We start from the raw sequence: 905 nt of genomic DNA on the forward strand, positions 1-905 counted from the left end.
TTGATGGTCTGTTCTATTCTGGGCTGGCACATTGCGATATCCAACTGACAGCCTACGACTCCGACTACGTCGTTTATACGCTTGTTAATAATTGGGACTTGGACTCTGACACAATAAGTATCTTTTCCCATATTCTTAAAGGGGGTTATATCTGACATAAAAACGGTCATTTTGTTTGCTCCCGTCATGTGTTCCATAATGTCCGTAACCATGGTTGCGTTAATAATTTTTATATCTCCGTCTTCCCTTGAAAGAACGTAAGCAAATTGTCCTGTGGGAGTTGAGCCTACTCTGCCTATGTTACGCGCGTCATTGCCGTCAATAGCGTTTGGTTTCCAAATCGTAAAGATTCGTAGAAAATCAGGCACGTCTTCAAAAACGGATTGTAATGTGTTTCCATACATCTCGCGCCGTGTAGCCACCGGTATATTTTCATAAAAATTAAAATTATTCGACAATGTTTGCAAGATGTTTATATAGCCGCTCATGCGTCCGTCCCAATATTGGGCGCGTTGGCGTGCAAGATACATGGTTTTCTGCTTGGAAAGATTCAAGGTTATATTGGATGCCCGTACCAGTTCAATTACGGCTAGACCGCCCGCCACGACCAATACAATGGCGATCATCATGATGCTCAGTTTGATTTTAATTTTCATTTTTTTGTTCCTTTTCCTTTTTGATTTGTTTATGATTATACCACAGGATAAAAATTTGTGCAAGTTAGTATAAATTATTATAAATATATATAAATGCCAAGAAAAAAGATGTTTGCCTAGCCCTTATTCGCTATTTTTGCCCAAGTGTCCCGTAAACCGATGGTTTTGTTAAAAACAGGCTTCCTATCCGCCGCTGTGTCGGGGTCGCGGACAAAATAGCCCAGGCGTTCAAATTGGAAAACTTTGCCC

The 905-nt window shown here is 40.7% G+C and carries 1 protein-coding gene; it reads right to left on the reverse strand.

Annotated features, from left to right (window positions below; genetic code table 11):
* Positions 1-656, reverse strand: a 656-nt coding sequence (locus ACYVTD_RS14280; RefSeq protein WP_461248389.1) for a PDC sensor domain-containing protein, incomplete at its 3' end; no start/stop codon positions are given.
* Positions 657-905: the final 249 nt, after the last annotated feature.

This window comes from Treponema sp. R6D11, from assembly GCF_054786075.1.